Source organism: Streptomyces oryzae, assembly GCF_017676365.1.
In the GTDB taxonomy this organism is placed as follows: domain Bacteria; phylum Actinomycetota; class Actinomycetes; order Streptomycetales; family Streptomycetaceae; genus Streptomyces; species Streptomyces oryzae.
Genome location: NZ_JADKMA010000342.1, coordinates 1 through 3,711, shown reverse-complemented (window position 1 = coordinate 3,711; position 3,711 = coordinate 1). Strand labels below are relative to the sequence as shown.

General features: G+C 68.5%; 3 protein-coding genes. 1 reads left to right on the top strand and 2 read right to left on the bottom strand.

Features of this window, described 5'->3' with window-relative positions; all coding sequences use genetic code 11:
• Positions 1–330: 330 nt before the first annotated feature.
• Positions 331–1,038, bottom strand: a complete 708-nt coding sequence (locus ITI46_RS33705) for an NAD(P)-dependent oxidoreductase (protein ID WP_209243753.1) — start codon at positions 1,036–1,038, stop codon at positions 331–333.
• Between the two features lie 115 nt (positions 1,039–1,153).
• On the opposite strand from ITI46_RS33705, the gene ITI46_RS33700 reads away from it, so the two are divergent.
• The gene (locus ITI46_RS33700) at positions 1,154–1,870 is read left to right on the top strand and encodes a TetR/AcrR family transcriptional regulator (protein ID WP_307808428.1); all 717 of its coding nucleotides are present in this window, start codon (positions 1,154–1,156) and stop codon (positions 1,868–1,870) included.
• A gap of 690 nt (positions 1,871–2,560) precedes the next feature.
• On the opposite strand, the gene ITI46_RS33695 is transcribed toward ITI46_RS33700, so the two are convergent.
• Positions 2,561–3,511 (bottom strand): ROK family protein, encoded by a 951-nt coding sequence (locus ITI46_RS33695; protein ID WP_209243752.1) that lies wholly within the window; start codon positions 3,509–3,511, stop codon positions 2,561–2,563.
• Positions 3,512–3,711: the final 200 nt, after the last annotated feature.

Sequence of the window (3,711 nt, the reverse complement as noted above, 5' to 3'; positions counted from 1 at the left end):
CTGGCGAGGTTTGGGGGACTGGGGGGTGGGGGCTGAGCCGCTCTCCTGTTCGGGTCAGTGCCGTTCAGGATCGAACTCCAGCACCTGCGTGAGCCGGATGTTGTTGCCCGACAGTCCCCGGAACGATGTGTCGACCCCGGCTCGGGCCGCGGTTGCGTGATGGTTATGGCAAGTGCAAATCTGCCGCGCAGCCTTACTGGCAGCACCACCTCTCTGGGGCCATGTCTGGGCTGACAACACTGGAAGGCGAGCCGGGTTGGCTCAGAGGGACGTTGCCCTGGCCCGTGGGGGAGTTCATAACGTCCCCCACGGGGACGTGGGCTGTGGCTTTCAGTAGCCGATGGTGAAGCGGCGCTGCACGAAGCGCGGCAGCTCCGCCTCATCGATCAAGGCGATGGCCGCGTCCTCCACCGAGATGCGGCTGCGGCCGTCAGCGTCCAGGACCGGCTGGTCGCCGCCGATTCGGAAGCGGCCGGTGCGCTCGCCGGGGCCGATCTCCTCCGCTGGGCTGAAGTAGGTCCACAGCCGGTTGGAGGTCCGCAGGACGGCAAGGGCGTCGCGGTGGCCGCGTACCGCTGCGGCGTATTCGCGGGGCAGCCCAAGCTGGTCGAGAGCGGCGTGCAGCAGCTCGTCGGAGTCTGCTCGTACCACTCCCGGTTCGATTTCGAGGCTGCCGGCGCCGCCGATCACGATGAGCCGGGTCTGTGGGCGGCTCTCCAGAGCCTTCAACAGGGCCCGCGCCGCCGTGGCATAGACGGTCGGGTTGGCGATCGAGCGCCGGACGGTGTCCGCGAAGTCCTTGGCCGCATTGCCCGGCTGGAATCCGCTGATCAGGACGTCGAGTCCGGACAGGACGCCGGCGATGCTCTTCGGGTCCAGGACGTCGACGCTCGTCCAGGTGATGTTGTCCCGACGCTCCTCGCGCCGCGCCTGAGCGGCGTCCCGACTGAACGCTTTGACGTTGTGGCCGCGGTCGAGGGCCTCAGTGACGACCCGGCTGCCAATGGTGCCCGTGGCTCCGATGACTCCGATGTGCATGGTTCTCCCCTGTGCATGCCGAAGTGGGACGCCACTGATGGTGACGCCGTGCAGAAACTATACGCCGTGAAGTTTCTGCACAAGGCTAAGTAAATCGACGCTGTAGAGTGGCGTTGTGACAGTCACGGGAAGCAGGGGAAGGCGCGAGCGGCTACGGGCCGAGACCACGGCCGAAATCAAGAAGGTGGCACTGTCGTTGATGGCCAAGAGTGGGCCGGACGCCATCACCCTGCGGGCCATCGCCCGCGAGATGGGCATGACCGCCAACGCCATCTACGGGTACTTCCCGACAAGGGACGACCTGGTCACCACACTGATCAACGACGTGTACACCGCCTTGGCCGATGCTGTGGACACGGCCTGGGAAACCACGCCCTCCGCCGATCCCGCTGTCCGGATCGAGGCATGGGCCAACGCCTTCCGGACCTGGGCATTGGTCAACCCCCAGGGGTTCCGCCTCATCTACGGCGACCCCGTGCCCGGCTACCAAGCCCCCGAAGGAGGCCCCGCCCCGGATGCCGCACGCCGGGTCTGCACCGGGCTCACCGCCCTCGCGGCAGCCGCCTGGCCCTACGCCCGGCACCTCTACCAGGACAGCGTCTTCGACTGGTCCGACTTCGACCCTGGGCTCCTCGAGAAGGTGCGTCCGGCCTTCCCCGACCTGCCGCCCGCAGCCGTCGCCCTCGCCCTGCGCATCTGGGGGCACCTGCATGGACTGGTGTCACTGGAGGTTTACGGCCACATGCGCACCCAGACCACTAGCCCGGAGAAGCTCTTCCAAGAGGAACTCGCCCAGCTCATGCAGACGCTGGGCATCCCACGTCGGCGCTGAGCGTCCCAAGCACCGACAGACTCTTTGCGCTGCGGAATTGGGCGTGCCCAAAGTGGAGGATGGAGACGGTCGCGGCTCTGTCCACAAGTTCCATGAAGGTCATGGCTGGGTGAGGATGCGGGTCCGGAGGAGTTCGAACGAGGCTCGGCCATACATGACCCGCTTGAGTGTTTTGAAAGTTACGTGGAATCTGTCCGGGTGATCATGTCTCCCCGGTGCAACCACGGACTTGGGAGATGGCTTTAGCGCCACCTGGTGATTTGCGAGCGGGAGGACGTCGATCCGGTCGCCTCGAACCGCGCCCACATTGCGTTCTGCGTACGGACGGGCGTCCGCGAGATCCCTGGCGCGGAGCAGATGACGAGCGACCGGAACATGAGCCACGGGCCCATTGTGCGGCTTGGACGACGGCGTCCGATAAGAGAGCGGTGCTCTCGCCGTGGGCAAGTGCTCTCCCACTGGAGCAGTGCCTCAGCTGGGAGCACTGCTCTTCGGCGGGAGCGCTGCTCTTGGACACGAGCACCGCTCTCTCCTTGGAGCGCCACTCTCTCCCCGGAGCATCGCCCTCTGAAAGCCCGCTCTCCCTCCAGAGCACCGCTCTCCAATCAGAGCAACCCCTCAAACCAGAGCGCCGCTCTCGAATCAGAGCACCGCTCCCCATAAAAAGCCCCGCTCCCCACCAAGAGCACCTCACCCCTCACAACCCCCCTCCCCCAGCAGCTGCCAACCCGCTGAGGCGGCGCCGATGAGGCCGGCGTCGGTCCCGGTCGCGGCGGGAGCCAGCTCCAGGCCTTGGACGTAAGGGAGGGTGGCGTAACGCCGCAGTTCAGCGCGGAGGGGGTCGAAGAGGACCTCGCCCGCGCGGGCGACCCCGCCGCCGATCACCGCGATCTCCAACTCCACCAAGGCGGCGGTGGCGGCGATACCGGCCGCCAGAGCGCGGGCCGCGCGAGCGTACGCGGCGCGAGCCAGCGGGTCGCCCGCGCGCGCGGCGGCGGCTACACCGGCCGCGGTGGCGTCCTGGTCCGGACCCGGCTGCCAGCCGGACTCCAGGGCGCGGCGGGCGATGTTGGTACCGCTGGCAATGGTCTCGACGCAGCCGTGCGAACCGCACGGGCAAGGCTCGCCGTCCAGATCGACGCTGATGTGCCCGATGTGGCCGGCGTTCCCGGTGGGCCCGGAGTGGAGGGCACCGTTCAGGATGAGGCCCCCGCCGACACCGGTCGAGACGACCATGCACAGCGCGTGCGCCCGGCCCTTGGCGGCGCCCTGCCAGTGCTCGGCTGCGGCGATGGCCGGGCCGTCGCCGATCAGCGCGACGGGAAGGCCGCCTGCCCGTTCGCGTACGGCGGCGACGAGCGGATGGTCGCGCCAGGCGGGGATGTTGACGGGGCTGACGGTGCCGGCCTTGGCATCGACGGGTCCCGCGCTGCCGATGCCGACGGCGGCGACGCGGTGCCATTCGTGGGCGGCGGTCAGTTCGCCGAGCACCTCGTCGACGGTGGCGTGCAGCTGGTCGGCGCCCTCCCGTGCGGGGGTGGGCCGCTGGGTGCGGGCCAGGAGTCTGCCGCCGCTGTCCACCAGGGCACCCGCGATCTTGGTACCGCCGATGTCGAGCGCGGCGACGAGGTCGTTGGGCATGGGCAGTCGACTCCTGCACGTGCGGTGTACGGACCCGCACGATGCGCGGGATCGGCTGGTCAAGTCTTGCAAGACTTGGCCCATCTGACAACGTTGTCCAGATCGCAGACCGGACCCGTTTCCCGCGGCTATGCTGCTGCTCCGCACCGCGATCACCGACAGCACCGACCGCCCCCGACCACCCCGCGCACCGCGCCCCC